Annotated in this window: 27 protein-coding genes, 1 tRNA gene and 1 CRISPR repeat array; of the genes, 14 read left to right on the top strand and 14 right to left on the bottom strand. The window is 52.8% G+C overall.

Annotated features, from left to right (window positions below):
• A complete protein-coding gene (locus HY751_00595; GenBank protein ID MBI4664884.1) occupies positions 1-1,911 on the top strand; it encodes a DNA gyrase subunit B in 1,911 nt (636 codons plus the stop codon).
• 18 nt (positions 1,912-1,929) lie between these two features.
• Positions 1,930-2,178, top strand: coding sequence for a tautomerase family protein (locus HY751_00590; protein ID MBI4664883.1), 249 nt, complete (start codon positions 1,930-1,932; stop codon positions 2,176-2,178).
• A 241-nt stretch (positions 2,179-2,419) separates the two neighbouring features.
• Here HY751_00590 and HY751_00585 read toward each other — a convergent pair whose 3' ends face one another.
• The 3 genes from HY751_00585 to HY751_00575 are packed head-to-tail and all read right to left on the bottom strand — an operon-like array spanning position 2,420 to position 4,748.
• A complete protein-coding gene (locus tag HY751_00585) occupies positions 2,420-3,763 on the bottom strand; it encodes a diguanylate cyclase (GenBank protein ID MBI4664882.1) in 1,344 nt (447 codons plus the stop codon).
• A gap of 9 nt (positions 3,764-3,772) precedes the next feature.
• Positions 3,773-4,375, bottom strand: coding sequence for a chemotaxis protein CheX (locus HY751_00580; GenBank protein MBI4664881.1), 603 nt, complete (start codon positions 4,373-4,375; stop codon positions 3,773-3,775).
• 10 nt (positions 4,376-4,385) lie between these two features.
• On the bottom strand, positions 4,386-4,748 hold the full coding sequence (locus tag HY751_00575) for a response regulator (GenBank protein MBI4664880.1): 363 nt from the start codon (positions 4,746-4,748) through the stop codon (positions 4,386-4,388).
• A gap of 189 nt (positions 4,749-4,937) precedes the next feature.
• On the opposite strand from HY751_00575, the gene HY751_00570 reads away from it, so the two are divergent.
• Together HY751_00570 and HY751_00565 are read left to right on the top strand one after the other, a co-directional pair.
• A complete protein-coding gene (locus tag HY751_00570) occupies positions 4,938-5,264 on the top strand; it encodes a hypothetical protein (GenBank protein MBI4664879.1) in 327 nt (108 codons plus the stop codon).
• A 24-nt stretch (positions 5,265-5,288) separates the two neighbouring features.
• A complete protein-coding gene (locus HY751_00565; protein MBI4664878.1) occupies positions 5,289-5,597 on the top strand; it encodes a cupin domain-containing protein in 309 nt (102 codons plus the stop codon).
• A gap of 16 nt (positions 5,598-5,613) precedes the next feature.
• Here the strand turns inward: HY751_00565 and HY751_00560 are convergent, their stop codons facing one another.
• The 5 genes from HY751_00560 to cas9 all read right to left on the bottom strand — a co-directional run bounded on the left by HY751_00560 (position 5,614) and on the right by cas9 (position 12,621).
• A complete protein-coding gene (locus tag HY751_00560) occupies positions 5,614-6,105 on the bottom strand; it encodes a bifunctional nuclease family protein (protein MBI4664877.1) in 492 nt (163 codons plus the stop codon).
• Between the two features lie 41 nt (positions 6,106-6,146).
• Positions 6,147-7,460 carry a tRNA (N6-isopentenyl adenosine(37)-C2)-methylthiotransferase MiaB gene (gene miaB, locus HY751_00555; GenBank protein MBI4664876.1) on the bottom strand — a complete coding sequence of 438 codons (1,314 nt, stop codon included), beginning with the start codon at positions 7,458-7,460 and terminating at the stop codon, positions 6,147-6,149.
• A 329-nt stretch (positions 7,461-7,789) separates the two neighbouring features.
• A CRISPR array of direct repeats spans positions 7,790-8,221; the repeat unit is 36 nt; unit sequence GTTGTGGATTCCGCGCAGGCTCCTATCTGATATAAT.
• Positions 8,222-8,269: 48 nt separating this feature from the next.
• Positions 8,270-8,575, bottom strand: a complete 306-nt coding sequence (cas2, locus tag HY751_00550; protein ID MBI4664875.1) for a CRISPR-associated endonuclease Cas2 — start codon at positions 8,573-8,575, stop codon at positions 8,270-8,272.
• Positions 8,576-8,765: 190 nt separating this feature from the next.
• A complete protein-coding gene (cas1, locus tag HY751_00545) occupies positions 8,766-9,647 on the bottom strand; it encodes a type II CRISPR-associated endonuclease Cas1 (GenBank protein MBI4664874.1) in 882 nt (293 codons plus the stop codon).
• Positions 9,640-12,621, bottom strand: a complete 2,982-nt coding sequence (cas9, locus tag HY751_00540) for a type II CRISPR RNA-guided endonuclease Cas9 (GenBank protein ID MBI4664873.1) — start codon at positions 12,619-12,621, stop codon at positions 9,640-9,642. Before cas9 ends, cas1 begins: the two co-directional genes overlap by 8 nt.
• A gap of 233 nt (positions 12,622-12,854) precedes the next feature.
• Between cas9 and HY751_00535 the strand changes: the two genes are divergently transcribed.
• From HY751_00535 to HY751_00495, 9 genes are all read left to right on the top strand, one after another.
• Positions 12,855-14,204 carry a sigma 54-interacting transcriptional regulator gene (locus HY751_00535; protein MBI4664872.1) on the top strand — a complete coding sequence of 450 codons (1,350 nt, stop codon included), beginning with the start codon at positions 12,855-12,857 and terminating at the stop codon, positions 14,202-14,204.
• Between the two features lie 194 nt (positions 14,205-14,398).
• Positions 14,399-14,608 (top strand): DUF2892 domain-containing protein, encoded by a 210-nt coding sequence (locus HY751_00530; GenBank protein ID MBI4664871.1) that lies wholly within the window; start codon positions 14,399-14,401, stop codon positions 14,606-14,608.
• A gap of 15 nt (positions 14,609-14,623) precedes the next feature.
• Positions 14,624-14,956 carry a thioredoxin gene (trxA, locus tag HY751_00525; GenBank protein MBI4664870.1) on the top strand — a complete coding sequence of 111 codons (333 nt, stop codon included), beginning with the start codon at positions 14,624-14,626 and terminating at the stop codon, positions 14,954-14,956.
• A 33-nt stretch (positions 14,957-14,989) separates the two neighbouring features.
• A complete protein-coding gene (locus HY751_00520) occupies positions 14,990-16,324 on the top strand; it encodes a TolC family protein (protein MBI4664869.1) in 1,335 nt (444 codons plus the stop codon).
• Positions 16,324-17,160: an efflux RND transporter periplasmic adaptor subunit gene (locus HY751_00515; GenBank protein MBI4664868.1), complete on the top strand. Its 837-nt coding sequence runs from the start codon at positions 16,324-16,326 to the stop codon at positions 17,158-17,160. The genes HY751_00520 and HY751_00515 overlap by 1 nt, the downstream gene beginning before the upstream one ends.
• Positions 17,161-17,203: 43 nt before the next feature.
• The gene (locus HY751_00510; protein ID MBI4664867.1) at positions 17,204-20,353 is read left to right on the top strand and encodes an efflux RND transporter permease subunit; all 3,150 of its coding nucleotides are present in this window, start codon (positions 17,204-17,206) and stop codon (positions 20,351-20,353) included.
• A 27-nt stretch (positions 20,354-20,380) separates the two neighbouring features.
• A complete protein-coding gene (locus HY751_00505) occupies positions 20,381-20,599 on the top strand; it encodes a hypothetical protein (GenBank protein MBI4664866.1) in 219 nt (72 codons plus the stop codon).
• A 277-nt stretch (positions 20,600-20,876) separates the two neighbouring features.
• Positions 20,877-21,176, top strand: a complete 300-nt coding sequence (locus HY751_00500; GenBank protein ID MBI4664865.1) for a hypothetical protein — start codon at positions 20,877-20,879, stop codon at positions 21,174-21,176.
• A gap of 132 nt (positions 21,177-21,308) precedes the next feature.
• Complete coding sequence (locus HY751_00495; GenBank protein MBI4664864.1) at positions 21,309-22,301, top strand: SGNH/GDSL hydrolase family protein; 993 nt, start codon at positions 21,309-21,311, stop codon at positions 22,299-22,301.
• Here the strand turns inward: HY751_00495 and HY751_00490 are convergent.
• The 6 genes from HY751_00490 to HY751_00465 form a co-directional block, all read right to left on the bottom strand.
• Positions 22,298-22,615, bottom strand: a complete 318-nt coding sequence (locus HY751_00490; GenBank protein ID MBI4664863.1) for a cell division protein ZapA — start codon at positions 22,613-22,615, stop codon at positions 22,298-22,300. The two genes, HY751_00495 and HY751_00490, sit on opposite strands and share 4 nt — an antisense overlap.
• Positions 22,608-22,907 (bottom strand): hypothetical protein, encoded by a 300-nt coding sequence (locus HY751_00485; GenBank protein MBI4664862.1) that lies wholly within the window; start codon positions 22,905-22,907, stop codon positions 22,608-22,610. The genes HY751_00490 and HY751_00485 overlap by 8 nt, the downstream gene beginning before the upstream one ends.
• 234 nt (positions 22,908-23,141) lie before the next feature.
• On the bottom strand, positions 23,142-23,510 hold the full coding sequence (gene rplT, locus HY751_00480; GenBank protein ID MBI4664861.1) for a 50S ribosomal protein L20: 369 nt from the start codon (positions 23,508-23,510) through the stop codon (positions 23,142-23,144).
• 51 nt (positions 23,511-23,561) lie between these two features.
• Entirely contained in the window at positions 23,562-23,756 is a 195-nt protein-coding gene (gene rpmI, locus HY751_00475; protein MBI4664860.1) for a 50S ribosomal protein L35, read from the bottom strand.
• Positions 23,757-23,774: 18 nt separating this feature from the next.
• On the bottom strand, positions 23,775-24,371 hold the full coding sequence (infC, locus tag HY751_00470; protein ID MBI4664859.1) for a translation initiation factor IF-3: 597 nt from the start codon (positions 24,369-24,371) through the stop codon (positions 23,775-23,777).
• Positions 24,372-24,460: 89 nt separating this feature from the next.
• Positions 24,461-24,535 (bottom strand) — tRNA-Val (locus HY751_00465).
• Between the two features lie 173 nt (positions 24,536-24,708).
• Between HY751_00465 and metF the strand changes: the two genes are divergently transcribed.
• Positions 24,709-25,581, top strand: a complete 873-nt coding sequence (gene metF / locus HY751_00460; GenBank protein MBI4664858.1) for a methylenetetrahydrofolate reductase [NAD(P)H] — start codon at positions 24,709-24,711, stop codon at positions 25,579-25,581.
• Positions 25,582-25,629 lie beyond the last annotated feature (48 nt).

Here is a 25,629-nt window from a genome sequence, read left to right as displayed (position 1 = left end):
ATGACCGCTAACGATTATTCAGCGAAACACATAGAGGTACTCGAAGGGCTGGAGCCTGTCCGGGTTCGCCCAGGTATGTATATAGGCGGTACGGACCTTACGGGTCTGCACCACCTGGTATGGGAAGCCATGGACAACGCCGTGGACGAGGCCATCAACGGTTATTGCCAACACATCGTCGTAACCGTCAAGGCCGATGGCTCCATATCCGTGGAGGACGATGGGCGGGGTATCCCGGTGGACAACCACCCCAAGTTCAACCGCCCGGCGCTGGAAATAATCATGACCACCCTCCACTCTGGCGCGAAGTTTTCAAACAAGAGCTACTCCGCTTCCGGCGGTTTGCACGGCGTGGGCATTTCGGTAGTTAATGCGCTTTCTGAGCATCTGGATGTAACTGTTTGTAAAGATGGGTATGAATGGAACCAGCAATTCTCTCGCGGAAAGCCCCTTGGAAAGCTGAAAAGAGTAGGGGACACGCGGAAAAAAGGTTCAAAAATTACTTTTAAACCAGACCCGCAAATATTTAGTAAAACTACGTTTAGCAAGAAGCTGATAGCAGATAGAGCCGAAACGAAGGCTTTCCTGAATTCCGGCCTCACTATTACAGTGGTGGATGAACGGGACAACACCAGCGAAAAGTTCCATTATGAGAATGGGATACGGGACTTTTTAAAGAAACTGCTTGAAGGCAGGAAACCCATTGGCAGTAACTACTTCTATCACAACCAGAAGAACGGGATGCAGATAGAGGTGGCCTTGCAATGGACTGAGAACACGGAGAACGTAGTTTATTCCTACGCCAATTCCGTGTTCACATCCGATGGTGGAACCCATGAGGCGGGGTTGCGGAATGCCCTTACGAAGATACTCCGGAGCCATATCGAAAGGACTGCCCCCAAAGGTAAGGCGCCAGCAATTACCACCGATGATGTGCGGGAAGGGTTAACAGCTGTAATCTCCATATTCCTCTCAAACCCGCAGTTCCAAGGGCAAACCAAGGAGAAGCTGAACAATCCCGAGGCACAAGCCGCTGTGGAAGCCATGGTGCGGACAGCGTTTGAGCGTTACTTGCTGGAAAACCCCTCGTCGGCGGAATCCATCATAAGCCGGGTGATATTGGCCGCCCAGGCGCGGATGGCGTCCCGCTCCGCCAAAGAGGCGGTTATGCGGAAAACCCCAATAAGTCATAGGCTTACTTTGCCCGGAAAATTGGCGGACTGCTCGTCCACAGACCCGGCCATGTGCGAGCTTTTCCTGGTGGAAGGGGATTCCGCCGGTGGCTCATCCAAACAGGCGCGGGATCGGCGCATCCAGGCCGTGCTACCCTTGCGGGGTAAAATCCTGAACGTGGAGAACGCCACCCCGGAAAAATTAGCCAATAACAATGAAATCAAAGCGTTAACTACAACCATAGGCGCGGGCATAGGCGACTCGTTCGATTACTCCAAACTGCGTTATGAGAAGATAATCATAATGACCGATGCCGATGTGGACGGGGCTCACATAAGCGCGCTACTGCTCACGTTCTTTTACCGCTACATGCCGCAACTTATTGATAAAGGTAATGTTTATCTCGCTCAACCACCTCTGTACCGGATAGAACTGGGAAAGACTGTTAAGTACGCCCAGGACGATGAAGAAAAGGCCACCATCCTGATCATGGCGCCTAAAAACGTAAAGCCGGAGCTTCACCGGTATAAGGGTCTTGGCGAGATGCCTATGCAAATACTAAAAGAAACCACAATGGATCCAAACCGCCGCAAGTTATTGAAAGTTTCTATTCAAGACGCCGAGACCGTCGAGGATACGGTTACCAGGCTGATGGGGAAAGACGCTTCGGCCAGATATGATTTTATAAAAGAGAATTCCGCCGCATTTGTAAACGCCGGTGGTGAGCTGGATATTTAAAGGAGGCAAGTTTCGATAATGCCGATTATCCGTATCGAGATGTTCGAAGGCCGGCCCGACGAAATTAAAAAAGAGCTGTTGATGAAAGTAACCACGGCGGCGGCCGAGGTTTTAAAAATTCCCGCCGAGCATTTCACCTGCATAATCACCGATGTGCCCAGAAAACATTGGGCCCGTGGTGGTGTGCCTTTTTCAGAAGTCGAACTTCAGTTTGCATCTCAAATAATGGACAGATCCTTCACTTCGCTTGCGCTTCGCTCAGGATGACAATGTTATCAACGGCTTTTATATTGTCATTCTGAGCGTAAGTGAAGAATCTCCCCTGTACTTTCAAACTGAGACACTACAGACAGATCCTTCACTTCGCTTGCGCTTCGCTCAGGATGACAATGTTATCAACGGCTCTTATATTGTCATTCTGAGCGTAAGTGAAGAATCTCCCCTGTACTTTCAAACGAGGTCGCTGACCTCGGATTCCCAATCCTTCGCCAGCGCTCATGCGCAGAAATTATTGCTCAACCCTGTTGCGGCCGCCGCCCTTGGCCCGATATAGGGCCTCGTCGGCTAACCGGATCAAATCGCTTTCGGTGAAACCTGTATTTGCGGCCAGGGTCGCAAAACCAAGACTTATGGTAACTTTGCCATAAGGCGACCGTTTGTGAGCAATATCCAAAGATTCTATTGCGTAGCGAAGTTTTTCAGACAAGGCCAGCGTACTATCCTGATCGCTGTCCGGGGCGATAATGGCGAACTCCTCGCCGCCATACCTGGCCAAAAGTTCACCGGCTCTTTTTACCAGCCCTGAAAGGGTGTGCGCCACCATCTTCAAACATTCGTCGCCGGCCTGGTGGCCATAAGTGTCGTTGTACAACTTGAAATAGTCGATATCCAGCAGTATCAGCGACACATCATAATGCTTCCGGCCTGCGCGGCTCCATTCTTCATTCAACCGCTCGTTGAAATGGCGCCGGTTGGCCACTCCTGTAAGGTCATCGTTGTAAGACATGCTGGTGAGCAGTTCTTCAGTCCGTTTTCTCTGGGTAATGTCGTCGAATATGGCGGCAAAATGTGATATTTGGCCCGACTCGCCGATGATCACGTTCAAAGACACCTCGATGGGAAACACCCGGCCGTTTTTGTGCCGCGCCCAAATCTCCCCTTTCCACCGGCCCGTCTCGATGAGGATCGACCAGAACTCTGCCATAAAAGTGGAATCGTGCCGGTCTGATATAAGCAGTTCCCGGAACTCCCGCCCCAACGCATCCATAGGCTCATATCCGGTTATAACGGAGAAAGCGTGGTTCACCGAGTCTATCTCCCCGCTCCGGCCCAATATCATTATTGCCTCGGCGGTGTTCTCGAACACGGTGGCGGCAAGTTTCAGTTTCTCCTCCGCCTTTTTGCGCTCTTCCACTTCATGCAACGCCTGGTCCCGCATTTTTTTGTAATCGGCTATCCGGTTGGACAGCTCGGTAACATCCTGAACCGAGAACAGCGCGTATGTTTTTCCGTCCCGGCCGGTGATGGAGGATACATTGGCCTGTTGAGTCCTGAAAGAGCTGTCATCCAGCTTTACCGGGATTATGTATTTATGGAGCAAAGATGAGAACACGGCGGATGGTGAACCCGAGAAAACATCTTTAATCCTCTGGAGGTACTTGGGCTGTTTTAAATGGGGGTAGAAAAAAAGGATGCTCCGGCCGGTTATTTCGTGGCGGGGAATGCCCGTCCACATCTCCAGCATCAGGTTCCAGAAAACCACCTCCATCTCGCTGTTCAGGGCGAAAACCCCCAGAGGCATATAATCGAAAAGCTCGAAAGACTTGCTTATGTCCTGGGCTGGCTCGGCCATGGCGGATGGCTACTGGATCTCGCTGGCTATGGCGCTTATCAGGCTTTCAAACGACGCTATCTCGAACACCAGCATGATGTTGCCTTGTATGTTGTGGGCCTTCACCTGGAACTCGGCGTTGGCGATGATTATCCTGCCGTTCTTGTAAAGGCTGTGGGTCAATATATCTTCCACCTTCCCCCCGTGGAAAGTGGGGATAGAGTAATATATTTTCTGGCGCATCATGTTGCTTATCTGGCCGATCACGGAGTTGATCACGATGTTGCTTATCTCGTTGAGCGTCTCCACCATCAACGAATCCATCTCAACCCCGGTTATCTCCTCCCCTGTGAGCAAGGACACAAGCTTGACGGCGCTCTCCGGCGGGAACACCATGGAGGCCAGCCCGGTGAGCGACCCCTGGAACGGCATGTTTACGCATGCGGCCCGTAATCCTATGTGGCTCCTCAACTCATCCAGGATCCCGGCGGGATCCACCACTTTTACCGAAGGCACTTTTAGCTGGATAGGGCTTCCCACCATCTCGTTGAGCACGTTGGCCGCCCTGCCAACGCCGATGTTCACTATCTCGGTCAGGGCGTCCAGATGTTGGGGGGAAAGAGGAGCGTTCATCAAGCCTTTCTCAAAGGTAACAACGGATAAGGTTTATTAGCGCTTCTATGGATGGCCCCTGCAACGGCTTATTAATAAACCCTACCGCGCCAAGGTTCATGCAATCTTTTTTGGTGGATTCCTGTATGTCGGCGGAAATGATGACCGTGGGGATTTTCAACCCCAGCTTATTCATCTCCATCAATGTTTCCTGCCCGGACATATCAGGCATTAAAAGATCCATGGTTATCAAGCCTGGTTTTAAGGCCGTGGCCTTTTCTATACCTTCCCTGCCGTTGGGCGCCTCTATAACCGAATGCCCGGCGGATTCGATGACTTTTTTCAAAATGGATCTTTGAAACGCGGAATCGTCAACTACTAGGATCTGGGCCACAAAAGCCTCCGGAGCGAATAAATGTTACAAAATAAAGCGGTGTTCCCTGGCTCGCTGGAGCCATTCTAGCATAACACTTGTCAAGTATAGGCTGTTTGTTTTGTGCTTTAATCCCGAAGGGCGCTATTGACAAAACTCATTGAAACCATTTATCGTAATTTTAAATAAACCGGCTATCGGGGCTCAATAATGTACGACCAGTTAAGATCTTTCGTTGATTCCTTCGATTTTGAAGCTCTTATGGTGTTTTTTACCACCATAACCGTGAATGACCTGATAGTGAATCCTTATGTGCTGGTTCCGGTAATAATAATCATCGGTCTGATAAGCTATAACAAGACCGCCTATATCGGGCAACAGCTTCTGCTTTATGTTCCAGCTGTGGCTTATCTTTTTATCACGGTAATCATCCTGAAAAACGATAACATCACCGCCACGGGGCCTTTCCTGATGGCTATGGTGGCGTTTTTCCTGGTGGCGGGCTGGTTTATCTGGACCAAACTGCTGGGGGACTAAACCTTCCCCCCCCCTGCCCTGCTGATGAATATCCTCCGCTGGGATGAGAGGGAAGACGGCCCTTTTTCCAAAGACTCGTTAAAAACAAAACTCGTCAGCCTGGGATTCGCGCCGGTGGAATATGTTTACCCTCCCGGCCTTGTTTTCCCGCCCCACATTCATCATTACGACAAAATGGCCGCAGTGGTTTCGGGCCATTTTAAATTCACCATGGGCGGGAACTCCGTTATCCTCACCACCGGCGAGGCCATTTTTGTGCCCGCCATGGAACTGCACAGCGCGGAAGTGGCGGGTAACGAAGCCGTGGTAAGCCTGGACGCGGAGAAGGTTTAAACCCTCTCGCGGGGAATTATTGGTCTATACTTCCGAAGTCCGATGGTTTGGCGTTGTGTAGCCATTTTTTGAACGCTTCCTCATCTTCCGGTTCCGGCGCCGTAGCGGCGTTTTCCATGGTCTTTGCGTTTTCCAGAACGCTGTTGGAAACGTATATGGGCGCTTTCACCCGCAAGGCTACCGCTATGGCGTCCGACGGGCGCGAATCCACCTCCAGAGTATTGCCATTAATAGTGATGTTTATGATGGCGTAGAACGTGTTGTTCTTCAGGTCGCACACGGTGATGTGGTTCACCTTGGCTTTCAGCGAACCCAAAAGGTTTTTGATAAGGTCGTGCGTCATGGGCCGTGGCGTGGCCACAGACTCCATCTCCAGCGCTATGGCCGTGGCTTCAGGATAGCCAACCCATATAGGCAGGGATTTTGCCCCGCCCGAATCCTTGAGAATAATTATGGGGGTGTTGGTGACAGGGTCGAATACCAGCCCTTCCACCTTCATCTCGACTATGTCTTTGCGTTCGCTCATGCGCGGCCTTTATTGGAGTTAAATCAGCCGGCCAACTTGCCTTCCAGGCTATGCTGTCCGCTTCCAGTTATCTTAACATGAACAAATCGGCCGGTTAAATCCTTGTCCGAGCCGAAATTCACCATCATGTTTTGCGGGTTCCTTCCGCAATACCGCGCCGGATCCCGTTTACTTGGCCCTTCCACCAACAGCTCCGAATCCCTGCCTGTCATTTCCTTGAACCGTTCTTTGGTTATGCGCTTTTGCATGACCAAAATCCGGTCGAACCGGGTTTGCGCCACTACCGGATCCACCCTGTCCATTAGTTTCTCCGCTTCCGTTCCGGGTCTTGGCGAATATTTGAATAAATATATGTTGTCGTACCGGGCTTGTAAAACCGCTTGAACGGTTTGCTCGAAATCGCTTTCAGCTTCACCGGGGAAACCCACAATAATATCGGTAGTTATGGATAAATCGGGCACTTTGGCTTTAAGCTTTTCCACCCTGTCGAAATAATGGGCGGCGGTGTAGTTCCGGTTCATCAGGCTCAATATCCTGTCCGATCCGGACTGGATAGGCAGATGCATGGAAGGGCAAATCCCCGGTAACTCCGCCATGGCGGATATCAGCTCGTCGCTCATGTCTTTTGGGTGGCTGGTGACGAACCTGATCCTCATATCACCACAGACAGCGTGAATCCGCCGGAGAAGTTCCGGAAAAGTTGCCCGGGGCGAAAGGTTCATTCCGTAGCTGTTCACGTTCTGCCCCAGCAGGGTTATCTCTTTGTAGCCTTTCTCCGCAAGGTTCCGTACTTCATTCAAAATGCTTTCCACCGGCCTGCTTTCTTCCGGGCCACGGGTTTGAGGGACGATGCAGTATGAACAGGCGTTGTTACACCCGCGCATGATGGCCACCCAGGCGGAGATGGAAGATTCCCGCCGCATGGGAAACTCGTCAAAAGCGGACTCCGAAGACGTGTCCACCTGGGGGCGGCCTGTCTCCTCGAACTGTTTGAGCATGGAGGGGACTTTGTGAACCGCCCGGGTGCCAAAAACCAGGTCTATGATAGGTTCGCGCCGCACCAGCGCCTCGCCACGCTCCTGGGCGATGCACCCGGCCACGCCCACCACAAGGTTTTTATTTTGGTGTTTCAATGGACGCAACCGCCCCATGAGCGAGAAGAATTTGGCCTCCGCCTTGTCCCTTACGGCGCAGGTGTTCACCACCAGGAAATCGGCCTGAGTCTCGTTTTCCGTATATTCGTACTCATCCGCCAGGGCGCCCGCCAGCCATTCCGAATCGTGCCGGTTCATCTGGCACCCCAAGGTGATTATCGCCAGTTTTTTCTTATGGGTCATGTTTAGCTAAATTTTTAATTTTAACATGAGAGACCCCTTGGGCGGACAACTCCCCGTTTCCTAGGAGTGTCTCAGTTTGAAAGTACAGGGGAGATTCTTCACTTACGCTCAGAATGACAATATAAAAGCCGTTGATAACATTGTCATCTTGAGCGAAGCGCAAGCGAAGTGAAGGATCTGTCTATTATTTGAGATTCAAACTGAGACACCACCGTTTCCCCCCTCCCCTGCCCTCAAATGCTAAACAGCTCCGTAACCTGCTCTGCCGGGGTCCCTGACCCCGGTTTATGTTTTCCCGGGGCCTTTAGGTTCCGGGGAAACATAAAGCCGTTGTGGATTCCGCGCAGGCTCCTATCTGATATAATTATGCAGAGTATCCGGTGATTCGGTAGAGGTTGTGGATTCCGCGCAGGCTCCTATCTGATATAATAATAAAAAAATTGACATCCGCCGCAAACAAGTTGTGGATTCCGCGCAGGCTCCTATCTGATATAATGACACACCATGTATCTATCCATCTACAGCTGTTGTGGATTCCGCGCAGGCTCCTATCTGATATAATCCGAGAAAGCCATGCAGTTAGGGGACACCGGTTGTGGATTCCGCGCAGGCTCCTATCTGATATAATATGACGGGGATGGGCAAAGAAGCAACGCTGGTTGTGGATTCCGCGCAGGCTCCTATCTGATATAATACACACCATGTATCTATCCATCTATGTACTGTTGTGGATTCCGCGCAGGCTCCTATCTGATATAATAGGCCTTGCAGAACCGGTTGGTTTTGCAGGGCCTATTAGAGCCTTCAATTCATAAAAACTCCAGTTGGGCCGGGGCGCGTTCCGCCGGTTTGCGCATTTTTCCATAGAAAACCTGCATACGTTCAAACTGTTTATCGGTTATCAATATCGCCCGCACCTCACCTTTTGGCGGTAAAAGCCCTTTCACCCTTTTCAGGTGAATCTGGGCATTCTCATCGCTTGCGGCGTGCCGCACATATACCGACAATTGCATCATGGTAAAGCCGCACCCTTTTAAATCTTTCCGGAACCTGTTGGCATCCTTGCGCTCTTCCGGCTCCACCACTGGAAGGTCGAACATAAGCACAATCCACATGGAGCGGAATCCCCCAAAGCTTGTCATTTACCCTTCCCCATGCCGTTACCTTTTCCCCTCCTTTATGGGGAGGGGTGGCGGCAAAGCCGCCGGAGTGGTAAGCGATTTGCTTTGAGCTCCCACCCCCTCGGCTCCTTTGGAGCCACTCCCCCTCTGGCAGGGGGAGAAACCGGAGCGGAACGCGAGATAGTTACCATTCCGGTATCGTAAGCGGCGCTCCCTCGGCGATGGCGCGCCGCAAAGAGGCGGCGTAATGGGCCATCGCTTCCATGAATGGCTCTTTTTCGCCGTTAAACCTCAAATCCATTCCAAGAATTTCCAGCATTGCCCGTTTGGTTTCTTTTTCCACTTCAACTTCGGGGTTGGCCTTCCACAACTCGAACGCTTTTATGTCCACTATTGGTCTTAACGGTTCCATGGCGTCGTCCGCCAGGCGGAAGCTGTCATAACGGTTCCTGTGATGCACACCCAAGGAAGGGTGAAGCCCGGAGCCCACAAGAGCGCGCGCCACCGATGCGCGGATGACCGTATAGCCATAGTTAAGGATGGAGTTGGGCGGGCCGCCCTCCCTGTCCCGCCGGAAATCCTTGCCGAAAAGCCGGGGCCAATAATATTGGGCGGCGCGGGCCTCCATGTTTTCCGTGTCGCCGGATTTCACCTGTTTGGCCATTTCGAAAAGCGCTTTTCCTTTGCCACTACACGCCTCCAGCGCTTTGGCTTGTCCCGCGATTTTTGCCTCGATGATGTACTGCCATATCCGTTTTTTCACCGGTTGGCTGGCGGCAATCTGCGCCTCCATGGTTTCCGCCTGGGTGCTATGGCCGGAGAAGGGCAACATGGCACCGCTTGGTTTATGCTTCATGTCACAAAACACCACGGTTATGTTCTGCGAGGCGCATTCCGCCAGAAGGGCGTTGGTGATGGAGACATTGGGGTGGCTGATGACGAGAATCCCAAGGTCTTCCAGCGGGACGGTCACCTCATCCTCCCCTTCCCGTTTAACTGAAAGCTGTTTGAGCCGGAGGGAAAGATGCGCCGCGCCCGATGATATTTCCACCGTGCGTTTAATCATGGGCGGGGAACACCTCGCCGATAGGTGAGACCGTCACTTTTTCAGGTTTGTAACTCATCAATGCGCCCATACTTTGAATTCGCAACATTGCCGGCTTTGTTTCATCTTCTGTGCCAGCAGAGCAATGCTCTCTAAAAACGTAATATCCTTTGGACAACTTCTGAACCCTATATATCCTTACATCACCGTCCACGTTCATCCTCAGCATTTCGTTGATGGAAAGTGACATGACAAGCTCATTATCCGGGCCGCAAATCGTGTTGATAATTGGGCGTTTTTCCTCACCTTTTCTGGGCCTTGCTCGCCGCGCCGCCTCCATCATAGTCACGATATCCCCTTCTTCCCATCCCTCCCATTTGCCGGATGATTTGGGTTTGATTATTTCAATATGGTGGTTTTTTCCATATTCTAGAAAGCGGTATTCTTTGCCTTTCTTGTCCAATATTGGGAAAGCGTTATTAATTGAGTAAAGTAGCCGGGCCTTTTTCACGGAATGCTTTCCGATTACAAACTCAGTTTTGAGCGCCGCCTTGCAATCGCCTCCATGCTCCTCAATCCGTTTAAGGATCAAATCACGAATGCGCTCATCACGGATACGTTTCACTTCGGCATATGTCATGGTCTCAATGGTCTTTCGCCGGACGAAAACGCCTTTTTCCGATGTCGCCCCATACGAAGTTTCTTCGTGTAGCGCCCCCCGTATTTTCCGCGTGGCGCGATGGGAGACGATGATTGCGTCAATGGCGGCTTGCGCATCGTCACGGAATCCTTTCCACGGAACCGGGAAGTTTGAATATCGCAACCTGCCATCGCCGCGCGATGTGGCCCTGCTAAACATGTGTACCTGCCACGGGCCTGTGAGGGCTATCACTATCGCGTCCAAGGCATGATGGCGATGATCGGAACGGTCCTTACCCGCTTTCAAATCGTAGTTACGCTTGGGCAAAATATCGTAAAGACCCCATTCGCCGCGCAACCATGCGGTGAACAGGCCCTTGTTTGTGTCCACCCGGACACCTGTTGATTTCAGATAGGCGCATACCTCCTTTGTGATATATCGTGTGTCCGTCAACTGGCTGTCAAGAAAACCATCGGGAATTTCGGTCATGTAGAAGCGGCGGCGTTTGGCCAGCGGTAATGATTCTATTCTCTTTTCTATTTCACCCCATTTTTGTTCATCATGGCTCCATGCCTGAAAAGGAGTGTTGTCCCCTTTCTCAAGATTTTCCTTCTGAAAACAAAGCGTCTTGTTCATATAGGAATTGTCCAGCGATTTTTGCCAAGGGAGGATATGCTCAACCTGAACATCGGCGGTGAACAGCTCCTGCTTGCCTATCGCTTTTCCGGAATATGGGCTTGTGCGGTTGCATTCAAGCCATAACCGGTATTTGTCCCTGTCTTCTCTTGTAGGTTTGGCTACGCCGAATTCATTTTTCAGTTCGGCGTCTATGGTTTCATTTTCCGCTTCCCGGTCACGCATCTGTTTGTGCCGTTCATCTTTAACTTTTTTCGGTTGTTTTGCGTCTCTAGCCAACTCGACGCGAATAATGTCCGGCTTGCCGAACTTGCGGATGATGGCGTTTACCACCTTGCGGGTTTCATAAAGAGCTTTCTGGACAACCGGGTTGCGTACCTGCGGCGGTTCCGGCAATACATTAAATCCTTCGCTGGCGCCGCTTACCCCGCCATACCCAGCGGCTATTTTGGCTTCCGGATAAGTTAAACCGGCTTCCATGTGAGGCAGAAGCTTTTTGATAGCTTTCAGTGAATGGGCGGCATAGCCATCCTCCAGTTCTACTTTTGCCAGCGCCTCCGATTCATCTTTTGAAAAGCCCCAACCTTCTGTGAGGCGTTTTATTAATGCCGCTTCGTTTTCTATGGTGGTAAGGTCGGTATATAAACTTTCACGCTGTGTAACGTCCAGAGCCTGCCACTTTGCCCCAAGCGCTTTAGCAATATTAAAAGAAGTGTAATCGCCTGGAATATGCTTCTTGCCTGTTTCCTCCAGGTTCAGCTTTGTTTCCTTGTGTATGCCCGCCGATTTTTTTACCTGCGCCCACGTCAGCTTTTGCTTGCCGTCAATAGCCTCGATGATCGTTTTCAGTTGATCTTTTTTAAGAGATTGGGCATTTACCTTCAGGTTTGTAACATCCTGAAGCATCCTTATCCTTTGGGCCAACGGATGAGATTTGGCGGCCCGGCGCGGGCCTTTGTCTATTAATCCACCATCCGGTTTCCGCCATATTTTCCGCTCCAGCTCGCAAAAGCCCACAAGGCCTTTTTGCGACTTTAAGGGACGTTGAAAGAATATGGCCTTGTTGATTTTTATCTTAAGCTCTTGCGTCAATTCCGGATGAAAAGCCGCTTGTGTTGCCCATAGCTTCTCAAATTCGGTTTCGTACATATTGCGGTGGGTGTACTGTTTACGTAGCAGGCTGTTATTTTGTTTATAAAGGTATTCTCCAAGGGTGCGGGCGTTGTGATCTATCCTTCCCTGAAGATCTTTAATGGCGTCGAGGACTTTGCTTTTATCTTTATCCTTTTCTTTTCTGTCCGCATTCCGGTTGCTCTTAAAACCCCGCCGTTTGTTCATGTGGAACAGGGCGCGGCCCAGCTCGTACAAAGATATTTTGCCATCCAATCCTTCGGCTCTGGCTTTATACGGATTTATCGTGTTCAATAGTTTTTCCCGCTCATCTTTATCGGAAGGCAACATTTCGGTGGATACCAAGATGTTGGTTAGATGTTCACGTCTCATTTTTCTTCGTGCAAGGATTTTCCGCGCGCCTCGTTTTGCCCGGCGCTCCTGATTCTTGGGCGCTTCTGTTTTATCCTCCACCGGCGCGGTGAATACCCGCGCTCCGGCGCCCAATATCTTGCCTGTTCCGGCCACGTCGTCCAGTTTTTCGTCATCCCGTTCGATGACCGCCCAACCGATGGAATTTGTGCCAATATCCAGCCCCAGTATTTTCATGACTATCCCCCTTGCAAGAAAATCATTGCGAATTGGATAAGAGTATATTATATTTTTGGCTGTATCAGATAGGAGCCTGCGCGGAATTCATAACAAGAAGTTTACTTCGCAGGCTTACCCCTTCACGGGGTAAACCTTGGGCCGTCCAGTTCCAGCGATGGGCTTGGCGGTCTTTTTTATTTTCCGCCAACTCATCCTCAACACCGCTCCATCAGCAATGCTAAAATACCCCCATGGATGAAACCAAACGCATCGAAGCCTGTCTGGCGCTCAAGGACAACCTGGAGGCGGTTTTCAACTCCGTCCACGACGGCATAATCGTGCTGGACAGCCATATGAAGGTGATAAACATCAACGAGGCGGCGCTGGGGTTTTTCGGCGTGTCCAAGCAGGAGGCGCTGGGCAAATCCTGTTTCTGCGACGAGATGCTGGTGGACATCAAGGACATCCTCCAGGAAACCGTGAGAGAGAAGAAACCTATAAAGAACTATTCCTTCAAGTTCATAGACCACACCGGCGACGAACGCACCGTAATCATGTCCACCGCCATCCTGCGAGACTCCGCGGGGGAAGAAGGCGGCGTGATGCTCATCATCCATGACATTTCCGAGATAAGAAAACTGCAGACAAGGCTGGAATCCCACCCTTCCTATTTCAAGCTCATCGGCCGCAACCGCAAGATGCAGGAGGTTTACACCCTTATAGATAAAGTGGCCAAGGCCGAAGCGCCGGTTTTGATAGAAGGCGAATCCGGCGTGGGCAAAGGGTTAGTCGCCGAGGCCATCCATAAAAAATCGGGCCGGCGGGATGAGCCGTTCATCAAGGTGAACTGCGCGGCGCTGTCTGAAACGTTGCTGGAGTCGGAACTGTTCGGCCATGTGAAAGGCGCTTTCACCGGAGCGTATCGCGACCGCATCGGCCGGTTCGAGCTGGCCCACGGCGGAACCATATTTCTGGACGAAATCGGGGAAATCCCACCCTCCACCCAGGTAAAACTGCTCACCGTGCTTCAAGACAAGCTCATAGAAAGAGTGGGCGACACCCAGCAACGCAACGTGGACGTGCGGATAATATCCGCCACCAACCAAAACCTGAAAGAACTTGTGGAGAAAAAGCTGTTCCGGGAAGACCTGTATTACAGGCTTAAAGTGGTGCGCTTAAACCTGCCATCGTTAAGGGAACGGATAGACGATTTAACCCTGCTGGCGGACCACTTTATCGAAAAACAGAGAAACGAAACCGGCAAACCCATAAAAGGGATCTCCCGGGAGGCCATGAAAGCCATGGCCCGGTACCGCTGGCCGGGGAACATAAGGGAGCTGGAAAACGCCATCGCCCAGGCTTTCGTCCTTTGCGAAGGGGGCCTTATAGAGCCGGAAGACCTGCCGGAAGAGATTTTGCGGACCACCGCCTACCCCGGTAAACCACCGGCAACGCCATTAACCGACCTGCCTGGGGATGAACCCGCCCGCATAAAAGAGGCGCTGGAAATCACCGCCGGTCAAAAATCCAAGGCCGCTAAAATGCTCGGCATAAACCGCACCACCCTCTGGCGGAAGATAAAAACCCTTAACATCCATTAGCCAACTCCCCTCCCCTTTATGCAACTGATGCAACATATGTTGCATCATTTATGTTGCTTGCTGAAACATCCATCACGCGGCCTTTCATCGCTTGACTCTGTACCTACGCGATTATATTAGTCTTACGCCAGCGCCCCATTATGGCAAGCTCGTTGCTATATACTTGGTCAAGAGTACCGTTTTGGAGTTTTGATATGTACGCTGAACAGATGATCCATGTTATTGCGGGAACTTTTATATTGGTTTCGCTGACCCTTTCCCAGATATACAGCCCCTACTGGCTGTTCCTCACGGCCTTCGTCGGGCTGAATCTTTTCCAGCATGGCTTTACCCGGTGGTGCCTGATGGAGTCTATTTTGGTCAAAGCCGGTGTTAAATCCCATGTCCGTTCGAAGGATCTATAAAAAGGGAGATTAGCCATGTCTAAAGTGGTGCATGTGAACGACGACAATTTCCAGACGGAAGTGTTGAACAGCGATATTCCGGTGTTGGTGGATTTCTGGGCGGCCTGGTGCGGCCCCTGCCGGATGATCGCCCCCATTATCGAAGAGCTGGCCGGTGAATACGCGGGCAAGGTGAAAATAGCCAAATGCGACACCGAGGCGGCCTACCAGATACCGGCCCGGTACGGCATCCGGGGCATCCCCACGCTCATCCTGTTCAAGAACGGCAAAGTGGCCAACCAGATTGTGGGCGCCGTGCCAAAACCGGCGCTGGTGGATTTTATAGACAGCGCCGCGGCCGTAGGCTGATAACCGTAAAGGAAGAGATAAAAACCCATGCGAATGATGTGGTTCTGGGGACTTCTATTTTCTTTTTCCGCTACGCTATCCCCACTTTCCGCCGGGGCCATTACCCTGTCGGAAGCTTTGGCCATAGCCATGGAAAACAACCTGGAGGTAAGGGTCGCCGCCGCCCAAAAAACCGCCGCGGACGAATCGTTATCCATGGCCAGGGCTGGGTTTATGCCCACGGTGGAAGTCAGCGAAACGTACAGCAAGACCAACAACCCCATGTATGCTTTCGGCGCCAGGTTGAATCAGGAGCGTATCGCCCAACAGGATTTTGAGCCTTCGGCGCTTAACAATCCCGAGGCGATGGCCAACTGGAAGACGGCGGTTTCGCTACGTCAGCCCCTTTTCGCGGGGGGCCAGATACACAACGAATACCGCAAGGCCGAAAGCGCCGCCCGCATTGCGGAGCTGGATTTGGGACAAACCCGCCGTGAGGTGGCGTTCAGGGTGGTTGAAGGTTGGCTGAACCTGAGTCTTCTAAATAAGAGCCTCGAAACGCTGGAACATTCAAAATCGCTGGCTCTTGAAAGTTTGAAAGTGGCCCGGAACCGGGTTGACGCGGGAATGGCGCTGAATTCCGACCTGCTGGACATGCAGATAAATTACGAGCGGGTCCGCAAAGAGATAAACGCCACCCTCGCCAATATCCAGCTGGCCAAATCCGCGTTGAAAACGTTGTTGGGCGCCGGTGAGCTATCGCCCCAATTCGGTGAATACACCTTTGAGCCGGGTGTGGTGGATGTGGATGAATCGCTGAAGGTCGCCTATGAAAACCGGGCGGACTTGCAAAAAACCTCCGCCGGGGTAGCCATGGCCGGTTACGACGTTAAATCGGCGGCGGGCGGTTTTTTACCCTCGGTGGGGCTGGCCGCTGATTATGAATGGAATCAGGAAGACCTGGCCAAAACCGGCGGCGAATCGTACATGGTGGCGGTGGAAGCCAGATGGAACCTTTTTTCCGGCGGGCGTGACGCGGCCAGGTATAAAGCCGCCCGCGCCGTGGAAGAGGCCCATAAATTCCATGAACGCCTGTTGAAAGATTCGATCAGGACCGAAGTTGAGCGGGACATCAGCGGGTTGAAGACCGCCGTTGAGAATAGCGTGATAGCCCTTCGCCAGGTGTCGCTGGCCGAGGAGAGCCACAGGATAATCAGTCAGCAATTCATCGAAGGGCTGAAATCTTCCGCAGACCTGCTGGCTTCCGAAACCCAGTTGGAAAGGGCAAGGTTAAACAAAATAGCGTCCGATCACGAGATGCTGTTGTCCCGCGCCAAGCTGGATCTAACCCTTGGGCTGGATAGCGGTTCAATAAAGGAGAAGCGGTAATGAAATCTTTGTGGATGAACACGTTCTTCGCGGCCATAACCGGCCTATCGCTAGCCGCGCCCCTAGCCCATGGTCAGGCGCAACCCGCACCTCAAAAAGCCCCTCAACCAGCGCAGGCTCCGGCGCCCGCTCCTCAGCCGTTGATCCTTTCCACAGGAGTGGTGGCCTCCAAAGCCTCCATAACCCTGTCGTCCAAGATTTCGGCCCAGGTTGTACGGATATCCGGCGATTTGGGCTCACCGGTTAAAAAGGGCCAGGTGATAATGAAACTGGACGATGGCGAACTGGGCGCCAATGTGGCGCTGGCCCGCGGGCATCTGGATTCGGCCAAGGCGGCCTACGAAAACGCCACCCTCGGCTTCGACCGCCAGAAAAGGCTTTTGAGCCAGGGTTCCACCACCCAGAGCGCATATGACGAGGCGAACACGGCCATGCAAAGGGCCCAAGCCGGTGTGGCCGTGGCCGAGGCGGAACTTCGCAAAGCCCAGGTTTATCTCGCTTATACCAATATCGTTTCCCCCATAAATGGAGTTATCGAAAGCAAATCGGTGGAAGTGGGTGAGCTTACCTCCCCCGGCCAGCCGGTGGTGAAAGTGGCGGACACGAAGAACCTGCGGTTCGAGACCAGCGTGAAAGAGTCGGACATCAACCTGATAGGTGTGGGCGACAAGGTGGAGGTTACGGTGGACGCTCTGCCAAATAAAACCATCAGCGGCACGGTGGCGCAGATTGTGCCCGCCGGAGACAGGGCCAGCCACAGTTTCCTTGTGAGGATAGACCTGCCTCTCACCGAGGGATTGCGCGCCGGCATGTACGGCAAAGCCCGGTGGCGGTAAACCCACAACTCAAACCTGATTTTCCATCGAAGGTGTATCGGTCATGGAAGAAAAGAATGACTCAATGAATTTCGCCGGGCGGCTGGCGCGATATTTTATAAATTCCCAGCTAACCATCCTGCTGATGGTTTTTGTGACTTTTTTCGGCCTGCTGGCCCTTGTGATAACCCCCCGCGAGGAAAATCCGCAAATCACGGTTCCGGCGGCCAACGTGTTCGTCCAGTATCCCGGCGCTTCGGCCAAAGAGGTGGAGGAGCATATCTCCAAACCCATGGAGGCGCTCATCTGGGAACTGCCGGGGGTGGAGTATGTTTACAGCGTCTCTATGGACTCGCTATCCATAGTCTCCGTCCGGTTCTACGTGGGCGAGCACAAGGAAAACTCGCTGGTGAGGCTGTACGACAAGATAATGAGCAACCTGGACCGCAAGCCGGAAATGGCCAGCCAGCCCATAGTAAAACCTGTGGACGTGGACGACGTGCCGCTGGTGGCCGTTACCCTCTCTTCGAAAACTGAAAATGACGGCGAGCTACGCAAAACCGCCGAAGATGTGCTGGACTATCTGCGGCGCATCCCCGGCACGGCCAACCCAAACATTATCGGCGGCAGGAAACGGCAGGTGAACGTGGTGTTCGACCCGGAGAAGGTGAGCCAGTACAACCTGAACGCCCAGCAGATAGCCGCCGCTATCAGCATCAGCAACTCCAACTTGCCCGTTGGCGATTTCCCGAAAGACGACATACTCCAGTTCGTGGAGACCGGAGATTTCCTCCGGACGGCGGAGGATGTGGGCAATGTGGTGGTGGCAAATTATGGCGGTAGCCTGGTGTTGCTGAAAGACATCGCCCAGGTGGAAGATGGTTTCGAGGACACCAACGCCAAAACCCGTATCGGTTTCGGCCCCGCCGCAAAAGAGCAGGACAAATCCGAACGCTCCGCCGTAACCGTGGCCATCGCCAAAAAGCGGGGCCTCAACGCGGTGGTGATAGCCGACAAGATAATTGACCGCGTGGAGGAGTTGAAAAAATCGGGTGTGATACCCCAGGGTGTGGAGGCCCACATCACCCGGAACGATGGCGAGAAGGCCAACCACGCCGTGAACGAACTGGTTTTCCACCTGGTTATATCCATACTGGTGGTGGTGGCCCTGCTCTACTTCGCCCTGGGCTGGCGCGAGTCCATGATAGTGGCCATCGCCATACCCCTCACCCTTTTTGTAACCCTCGGCGTGGGGATGGTTTACGGCCAAACCATAAACCGCATCACCCTGTTCGCGTTAATCCTTTCGCTGGGCCTGCTGGTGGACGACGCAATTGTGGTGGTGGAAAACATCTACCGCCACTACAAGATGGGCGCGCAGGACAGGATGAAATCCGCCATAGAAGCTGTTAACGAAATAGGCTCCCCCACGGTGCTGGCCACGTTGACGGTCATCGTGGCGTTCATCCCCATGGCGTTCGTCACGGGCATGATGGGCCCTTACATGGCGCCCATACCGTTCAACGTGCCGGTGGCCATGCTGGTGTCGCTGGCGGTGGCGTTCATCGTTACCCCGTGGGCGAGTTACAGGCTTATAAAGGTGCATGACGACCATTCAGCGCAACCTCTGGCCGGGCAGAAGCTTTATAAAAAGTACCGGGAGATAATGCTCCCCCTGCTCACCGATTACCGTAAACGGATGAAGTTTTTAACTATCGTACTGGTGGCGTTCTTCGTGGCCATAGCGATGCCCATGGTTCAGCTTGTTAAGTTCCGCATGTTGCCCAAGGCCAACAAGAACACATTCCTTGTAACCATAGACATGCCCAACGGCACTGTCCACGAAAAGAGCGACGAGCTAGCCCGGGCCGTGGGGGCGTATCTTGCAAAAGTCCCGGAAGTGACGGATTACGAAACCTTCGTGGGCGTGGGTTCCGTAATTGATTTCAACGGCCTCCTGCGCGGAAGCTCATTCCGCAACCAGGAGCATTTCGCCGACATCCGCGTGAACCTCTCGGACAAGGCGGACAGGCCCCGCTCGTCGGAAGAAATAGTTCTGGCCATCCGGCCCAGGCTTCACGAGATGGGCAAACCGTTCAACGCCAACATCAAGGTTTTGGAAGACCCGCCCGGCCCGCCGGTGCGCTCCACCCTGGTGGCGGAAATATACGGCCCGGATTACGACAAGGCCCGCGAGCTGGCGACGGACGTTAAAAACGCTTTCGCCGGAACCAGCGAGGTTACGGACATAGACGACACCGTTAAGGAGAAAACTCACAAGTATTACTTGAAGGTGGATAAGGAAAAAGCCACATATCTCGGCGTATCCACCGAAGACATCGTGCGTGAGCTTCGCGTGGGCGTTAATGGCGCGGTGGTTAGCACCCTGCACGTGACCGACGCGAAAACCCCGGTGGGCATTTTCATGCGCTACCCGGAAGGCTCCCGCTCCAGCCCGGACGACTTGGACAAGATGTATATCAAGAGCCCGCAGGGGGTTATCGCGCCCCTGTCGGAGCTGGTGTCCATCATTCCCGGCGAGATAGAGCGGCCGCTGTATCACAAGAACCTGGAGCCGGTAGTGTATGTGTTCGGCGAGATGGGCGACAGGGGCTCGGTTTACGCCGTGCTGGACATGATCATCCATTTCTGGAAAAACCCGTTACCCGAAGGCTACACCATAGTGTGGGACGGCGAATGGAAACTCACCTGGGACGTCATGCGCGACCTGGGCATGGCCATGGTGGTGGCGGTGGTGCTGATATACCTCATCCTCGTTGGGCGGTTCAGGTCGTTCATGATACCGCTGGTGATCATGGGTTCCATCCCGCTGGCCATGATAGGCATCATGCCCGGCTTCGCGCTTGTGGGGGTTTACCTTTCGGCCACCTCGATGATAGGCATCATCGCCCTTTCGGGAATAGTTGTGCGAAACTCCATAGTGCTTCTGGAATTCATACTGGACAAGAAGAACGAAGGCGCCACAGTGGAGGATGCCATTATAGAGGCTGGAGCCATAAGGTTCCGCCCCATAGCCCTCACCGCCGCGGCGGCCATATTGGGCTCCGCGGTGATAGCCGCGGACCCGGTGTGGAGCGGTTTGAGCTGGGCGCTTATATTCGGCATGACGGCATCCACGGCCCTCACGCTTATCGTGATACCGGTACTGTTCTTCATGGTGGATGGCAAGAACTGGGGCCGCAAAGACGTATAGAAGGCCCCAAAAGGAGATAACGTGAAACTGCTGGATTCTATCCCCTACTCTCTATTAATACCGCTGGCTGTGGCGTTGGCGCTGGCTCCGTTCTCGCCCATGCCGCATCTGGTGGAAAAGTTAATCATGCTCAAGAATGGGGTGTTGACCAAACCCATAGACATTTTCGATTTGATAATGCACGCCACGCCGCTGTTAATACTGGCGGCAAAACTGATGAAGGATTATTTGATTAAGTCTAACTGATTATAACCGGACTCGCGTTTTCAATATAACCGCCTCCCCTTGGTCGCCCGACCACGGTTCCTCTTCCACCGCTTCCCCGTGGCCGTCCAGATTTAACCTTTTTCATCGCTTACGCCATGTCATCCCGGAAGGCGCGAAAGCGCCTATACGGGATCAGGGCCTTGATGTCGAAACGGGTGAAGCCCGGATGCCGGATCAAGTCCGGCATGACAACATTCGCTTCCCCGTGGTCGCCCGACCACGGTTCTTTATCGCTGAATCATGCGAAAATATCACAATGAATACTGTCATCAATCCCAAAGCGCCCCTAAAACCAGCCACAGGCGAGCCATGCAACGGATGCGGGGTATGTTGTATTGCGGAACCGTGCCCGGTGGGTATCGCGCTTTTCCTCAAGTTTCGCGGGACATGCGGCGCCCTCATCTGGAGCGATGGCGAAAAACGCTACATGTGCGGCGCCTTGGCAAACCCGCGCATGTTCATCCCGTGGGTTCCCGCGCCGCTGGACCAACTGGCGGGCAGGCTGATCAGAAGATGGATTGCCGCCGGGACCTCATGCGACAGCAATATTGATTAAAACCGGTAAACACTATTTTAATAGCCATACCACTACCTTAAACCCCGTTCCTGTATATAATTTAGCGTGACATGTTTTATCGCTTCCCCGTGGTCGCCAGACCACGGATTCCAACTCGGGGGGATAGTGAAGGTGAAGAAGCTTGTTTTCAGGCTGGCGCTACTGGCGTTGTCCGTGGCCGTGGCTGGCGTTTTTCTTATTGTTCTTGAGGCTGGCGCCAGATTCTTTTTCCCGGAGATAAATTTCCAGGGCACATCCAAAACGCTTATCCGGAACCAGAGGGAAGAAAAAATCTTCGGCAACATTCCCGATTCCGAGGGGGTCTCTTTCGGCGCTGTGGCCCATATAGACGGCCTTGGCATGAGGAAAACCGCCTTCTCCCCCATAACCGGCGCCGATGGATCCTATCTTGTGATTGGCGATTCTGTAACCTTCGGCGTTGGCGTGGAGGATGAGCGCACTTTTGTTGCCATACTGCAAAAGAAGCTTCCCGGCGTAAGGTTGTTAAATTCCGCAGTTATAGGCTCTGGCCCTGTACAGTACAAACAAGCGGCGGAGCAATATCTTGGCTCTACGCCAGGAATAAAAAAGGTGGTTCTCTTCTTCTGCATAAACGACGTGGCCGATATGGATAACGGGCTAAAGGGAAACCAGCCGGATGATAAGGGTAACACCGTAAAGCGTATCACCCATCCGCTGATGCAGGCGTTGCAGGCCAATTCAAAACTGTTTCTTTTGCTAAAGAACGTGGCGTTCGACCGGAGCAGGCAATACACACTTTTCAACTCCGGTTTGTATGGCGAAACTAACCCATCCTTCATCGCCGCCATGAAAACGTTGAAAGAGATAGCCGGTATGGCCAAAACCGCGAATGTGGAATTTATCGTAACCCTTCTGCCAAGCGAATATCAGCTTAGGGAGAATACGCCAGAGTTATTGAAGGCTCGAAAGCTTGTGGCCGGTTATCTGTCACAGGAGAACATAAAGTTTATAGACCCCCATGACTATTTTTTAAACGCAGGAGGATCTTCGAAAGATTATTTCCTGTACGCCGACGATTGCCATTTATCTGAAAAAGGGCATCAGGTGATGGCTGATTTTTTGGGGGGACAACTGGTAAACTAATCCACCAGCGTTGTCTGCACGCCGCCCTTGCCGGTCATCTTGTCCAGCTTCTCTATAATCTTCGCCATTCGCTCGTTGTAATCCAGCCCTTGCCGGTCCACGTTTTTCCGCATGGAAAAAAGCTCGTGGGTTATCTGGAGCAGGGTTAGCACCGTAACGGTGTTGGTGTCGAAAGAGCCGCTCTTGTGCGATATTTCCCGCATCTTCCTGTCTATATACTCGGCGTATTCCTTGGTGACCTGCGGGTCTTGCGCCGACTTTATGGTGTATTCCCGGCCATGGATCTTTATCCGGACGGTTCGGTTGTCACTCAACGTGCGGCGCTCCTTCCTCCGTCTCGATGGCCGCGTCTATACGGCTCAACAGGCTCTCGATTTTCTTTCGCATAAGTTCCCGGTCCATCACCAGCCGGTCGCGCTCTTCGATAAGGTTAGAATGTTTCGCTTTCAGCGCGTCGTTTGTGGCGGCGGCTTTGGCCTGGGCCAGGTTCAGCTCCAGCGCGTAGATCTTCCGCTTCAACTCCCGGTTCTCTTCCTTCATGGATTCGATCTGCTCCAGGAGAACGTCCAGGCTCTCTAGAACACTATCAAGACGCGAAAAATCCATCTTTCAGCCGACCCCGGTCAAGCGTTGAAGTTAAACATTTGCTAATGCGGCTTATCTATTTGAATCACTTGCCAATACATAATATAGGCCATCTGGCCGCAGTTCAAGAGTTTTTATCAGGCGGGGTTAAGGCGCTTGGAAAGCCAAAAACAAAAAGGTTCGCGGACTTCAAGTAATCCGCGAACCCGTTATGTTTCAGCGAAGAAAAGAGCTTTAACAGCGGTTAAACCGCTATCAGGCGGCGGTGGCCGCCAGGCTCTCCTTGGCCAAGGTAACAAGCTTCTTGAAAGCCTCCGGCTCTCTAACAGCCAGGTCGGCCATGATCTTGCGATCCACCGATACACCGGCCTTGGTGAGACCCGCGATGAATGTGGAGTAGTTCAACCCCTCCATCCTTACCGCCGCGTTGATACGCACTATCCAAAGGCCGCGGAAATCCCGCTTCCTGGCGCGCCTGTCGCGATAGGCGTATTTAAGGGCGCGGGTTACGGTTTCCTTTGCTTTCTGAAACTGGCTTCCCCGGGAGCCGAAATAGCCCTTGGCCATTTTCAGCACTTTTTTCCGCCGGGCCCTGGAAGCCGGATTATTAGTCGCTCTAGGCATTACAGTTCACTCCTGATTGAGTTTTCTAAAACCGCTGGATTTATACCAGCCTTAAAAAGAGTACGGCAACAGGCGCTTGGCCTCTTTCACGTCCGCCTTGTCCAGCAAGCCGGCGCTCCTCAACTGGCGTTTGTTTTTCGCCGTTTTGTTGGTGAGTATGTGGCGCAAGAACGCTTTTTTATGTTTTACTTTGCCAGATCCGGTCACCCGCAACCGTTTGGCGGCGCCTTTGTTAGTTTTCAGCACTTTTCGAACTCCTTCCGTTCACTCTGTTTCCCCGGCATCACCGGAGTTTTCCATCTGGTCATCGTCATCGGTTTTGGGCTTGGCTTTCCTGGCCGCGCTTTCACCGCCTGCTTTAGGGGCGAAGATCATTAACATGTTCCTGCCCTCTTGCTTGGCCTCCTGCTCCACCACGGCGATTTCCGTAAGGTCCGCCTCGAACCTCTGCAGGATCCGGAGGCCCAGTTCCGCATGGGTTATCTCCCTGCCACGGAAGAACACAGCCACTTTCACCTTGTCGCCTTCGCCCAGAAACCTTCTGGCGTGGCTAAGTTTGAACTGGTAATCGTGCTCCTCGGTGCCGGGCGTTATTTTAACTTCCTTAAGCTTTATTATTTTCTGCTTTTTCTTAGCGTCGTGGGATTTCTTGTTCTGCCGGTATTTGAATTTGCCGAAATCCATTATCTTGCATACCGGCGGTGTGGCGTTCGGAGAAACCTCCACAAGATCCATCTCCGCGTCCGCCGCATGGCCTAACGCTTCTTCCACCGACATAACGCCAAGCTGGGCCCCATCGGCGCCCACTACCATCACCTGGTACGACCTGATCTGGCTGTTAACCCTTAAAGACTTGCTAATACTCTAAACCTCCAATAAAACCGCTGATTTCACGCCAGCAACCCAAGCCCGGCGCTGGAACCGCGGCTGTAACACAACCTGTGGCGCGATGGTGGGCGCGGGAGGTTTCGAACCTCCGGCCTCTTGCGTGTCAAGCAAGCGCTCTCCCCCTGAGCTACGCGCCCATAAAATGAATAATTGTCATAAATTATAAAGGTTTAGTCAAGTTGTTTTCCATTTTATTTTTGACATCAACCCGTTGTTACCGTCTATAATAACCCCACGCCCTAAAGCCCCCGTTTCCAATACAAACGGTTACGCTAAAGGGCAATTTCGCGTTTTATTGGGGAGTTGTTTCTTGCGAATAGCCGAACTTTTACACGAAAAAAAAGGCCAGTTCCTGTCTCTGGAGTTCTTCCCGCCCAAGGAAAGGGAAGCATGGGGAGACTTTTTCAAGGTTGTGGAGAAGCTAAAATCCACGAATCCTCTATTCGTTTCTGTTACTTATGGCGCTGGCGGCGGCACCCAGTCCAACACGCTGGACATAGTGGACAAAATAAAGAACCAGTACGGCATGGAGCCCATGGCCCATCTTACCTGCGTGGGCGCGTCCGACGCGTTCCTGGCCGATTTCCTGAACAAACTCTCCGCCGCGCGGATAGACAACGTTCTGGCCTTAAGGGGAGACCCTCCAAGGGGCGATGGCGCGTTCAAACCCACGAACCAGAGCTTCACCCATGCCGACGACCTGGTGCGTTTCATCCGGAACGGCTTCACCCGGTTCGGTGTTGGGGTTGCCGCATACCCGGAAACCCATCCCGAAGCCGTGTCGGCGGAAGATGACCTGCATCAGCTTAAGAACAAGCTGGATTGCGGGGGGGATTTTGCCGTCACCCAGCTGTTTTTCGATAACGATCTGTACTGGAAGTTCGTGGAACGGGCCCGAAGCGCCGGTATAACCAAACCGATCATCCCCGGCGTTCTGCCCATCATCAATCTGGGAACTATAAAAAAGATAGCCTCCCTGTGCGGCGCCACCCTGCCCCCCTCGTTACTGGCGGAGTTGGAGAAAGCCGGAGAAAATGAAGGCCAGGACGCCGTGGCGGAAATAGGCACAGCCCACGCAATCTCCCAGGCCAAAGAGCTTCTAAAGCAAGGCGCTCCGGGGGTGCATTTATACACCCTTAACCGGGCGGAAACCTGCCTTAAAATAGCCAAGGAATGTTTTTAAGAAAACAGCCCTAACACCCGGAAATACTTGACAGAACAGGTATAAACC

It is taken from the genome of Nitrospinota bacterium (assembly GCA_016208975.1).
Classification (GTDB): domain Bacteria; phylum Nitrospinota_A; class UBA7883; order UBA7883; family JACRLM01; genus JACQXA01.
This window is presented reverse-complemented; position numbering and strand designations above follow the sequence as displayed.